Consider the following 2,496-nt stretch of genomic DNA (forward strand, 5'->3'; position numbering starts at 1 on the left):
AATCCTGACCACATGCATCACATAGCACAAAATAAATTAAAGGATAATCTTCCTTGTATTTGTTTTAAACGACACTGCCAGTTGCTATGTCTGGCGTACATACTCAAAACTATTAAGGATAAACTTTGATAGTTATTACCGGGATCAGGAGCTTGTATGTGCTGCCTGGTGTTATGGAATATAAGCGAATGGAAAGCGGGCTGCTTGCTAAGCAGTTGCCGGGAACACGGTTGCAGGTTCGAGTCCTGTATATTCCGTTGCGGGTTCTTTGTCCGATTGCTAAGAAGCGATCGAATTCTAGATGACTAAGAGCCTGTTTAATACATATCAATAAACAGTATAGGAATATACTTTCACTTTTTGTTTTCGTGCCGTGACCTTCGATATGTGGGTGCACGGTTTTTGTTTTGGGTGTAAGCTATCTTTTCGGAGGTAGGTTATATGCGTAATTTTTTTAATCGGTTATTCAACCCGTCGGTAGCAGGGCAATTGTCATTTTTAATTGTTGGATTGTTTTTCGGAATGGGAATGATGTCATTTTATGTTGGTGCCATGTCAGATACCGGTTCGTTGGCTGATTGGCTTGGAGCTGTTGGTACATTAGCGGCCGTTGCAATATCGCTTTATTATTCAGTGGACGCAAAAAAGGTGTCATTTGATTATGCCGTTGATATTAAAATAACTAAGTTGGATAGCAAATTTTTTAAATTTCCAGCCGAGTTAGTTATTGATTTATACGGGTTTAACATAGGCAAGTCTAGTGATGCAATCAGGCAAATTGAGCTTATTTTAGAAGATCAAAATCGTGAGAATATTATCATTAACCTGCCTGAAAATAATATTGCTGAAATTAAGCCGGAGTCGTATGTGAAATGGCAAGGACGCGAGAAAATGAATAGCCCTAAACTATATGGCTATTCTATAAATGAAAATAAGGCAATTAAGGTTGTTTTGACTAGTTTTCGCGGGAAGGAATACAATACGCGTGTGCGCCCGTCGGTTGAGATTAAACCAGCGTGGCAAATTCAAGAAGTCGAACCAGAAGGTGGACACAAAAAGTTTTACAGTATTGCTTTTGATGGAAGCATTTTGACACTAAACGACATCGTTGATTCGGCTGTGGTCGATAAAATATTAGAACATAATAATTTAAGGCGTGGTGATACGCATCTAACTGATTGGTTAAAGTTAGATAAGGCAGATGCTGAACTACTTCTGGAAACACATAAGAAAGAGTTTAGAAATAAAGTAGAATAAATGAATGTTTTTATACCATGAAAGGAGAACGGCATATGAGCTTGAATGAGCGACAGGAACGGTTTGTTGATGAATGGGTCAGAAATGGTGGAAACGGCGCACAGGCGGCACGTGAGGCTGGTTATAGCGCAAAAACAGCTAGAAGCATTGCACAACGTTTGTTGACAAATGTTGACGTGAAAGAAGCTATTCAAGCAAGACAGGCCGAACTCCGAGAACAGCGACGAATGACAACTGACAACGTGATAGAATTCTTTGAAAAGGTTGTTCAGGGTGAGATAGGTGAGCAGGAAGTGACGCCTTCTGGAAAAGTTATTGAGGTGCCGACAAAGGTTAACAACCGGATTAAGGCTGCCGAAAACTTGGGTAAGGTACTTGGTATCTTCCAGGCTGAAAGCGTCGTAGAAGTGAAGCCAATCGTTGTGATGGGTGATTACACGGAGGATGAAGATGAGTAAGAATGAACAGTTGACGTTGGAGTTTCCGAAGCCGGCGCGAGTGTTCAACAAACAAGTCTTTGATTATCTGTATGATTACGACTCACGCGTTGATTTGTGGTACGGTGGTGCGTCGTCTGGTAAGTCTGCTGGTGTAGTGCAAAAAGTTATATTGAAAGCGTTGGGTGATTGGAAAATTCCCCGGCGCTTTTTAATTTTGCGAAAAGTTGGTGCGACAGTTAAGGACTCAATCTTTGAAGACTTTATTTCAAGGCTGACTGAGTGGGGCCTGATGCCATACGCAAAAGTTCGAAACACTGATTATCGAATTAAGTTGTCGAATGGTGCTGAGTTTATTTTCAAAGGGCTTGATAACCCAGAAAAGATTAAGTCAGTAAAGGGTATCAGCGACGTCATGATGGAAGAAGCCACGGAGTTCACGTTGGATGATTTCAATCAGCTTGATTTGCGTTTGCGTGAACGTAAGCATCCCCAGAAACAAATCTTCATTATGTTTAACCCGGTGTCTAAAGCGAATTGGGTGTACAAACAATTCTTTGAGCGAACGGATCCGGACACAAAAATTCATTTGTCGACTTACAAGGATAATAAGTTTTTGGATGACGCCAATCGCAGACGTATCGAACAGTTGAGCGAAACTAACGGCGCATACTACAAGATTTACGCGCTGGGCGAGTTTGCGACACTGGATAAGCTGATATTCCCTAAGTATGAGAAACGACTTCTACGGGCCGGCAGTGACGAATTAAAGGGTGTTCCGTCATACTTCGGACTGGACTTT

General features: G+C 41.4%; 3 protein-coding genes and 1 tRNA gene. All 4 read left to right on the forward strand.

Going from position 1 to position 2,496, the window contains the following annotated elements:
* Nucleotides 1-175: 175 nt before the first annotated feature.
* Nucleotides 176-257 (forward strand) — tRNA-Ser (locus tag ACJ28U_RS04095).
* A 184-nt stretch (nt 258-441) separates the two neighbouring features.
* Nucleotides 442-1,257: a hypothetical protein gene (locus ACJ28U_RS04100; RefSeq protein ID WP_407618466.1), complete on the forward strand. Its 816-nt coding sequence runs from the start codon at nt 442-444 to the stop codon at nt 1,255-1,257.
* 35 nt (nt 1,258-1,292) lie between these two features.
* On the forward strand, nt 1,293-1,715 hold the full coding sequence (locus tag ACJ28U_RS04105; RefSeq protein ID WP_407618467.1) for a terminase small subunit: 423 nt from the start codon (nt 1,293-1,295) through the stop codon (nt 1,713-1,715).
* Nucleotides 1,708-2,496, forward strand: a 789-nt coding sequence (locus ACJ28U_RS04110) for a PBSX family phage terminase large subunit (RefSeq protein WP_407618468.1), incomplete at its 3' end; no start/stop codon positions are given. The genes ACJ28U_RS04105 and ACJ28U_RS04110, both read left to right, overlap by 8 nt.

The sequence above is a fragment of the Weissella sp. MSCH1 genome, assembly GCF_045799135.1.
Lineage (GTDB): Bacteria > Bacillota > Bacilli > Lactobacillales > Lactobacillaceae > Weissella.

What these genes read in the sequence shown, in the direction of transcription:
- ACJ28U_RS04100 (WP_407618466.1), top strand. Translation starts at nt 442, where the DNA reads ATGCGTAATTTTTTTAATCGGTTATTCAACCCGTCGGTAGCAGGGCAA.
- ACJ28U_RS04105 (WP_407618467.1), top strand. Translation starts at nt 1,293, where the DNA reads ATGAGCTTGAATGAGCGACAGGAACGGTTTGTTGATGAATGGGTCAGA.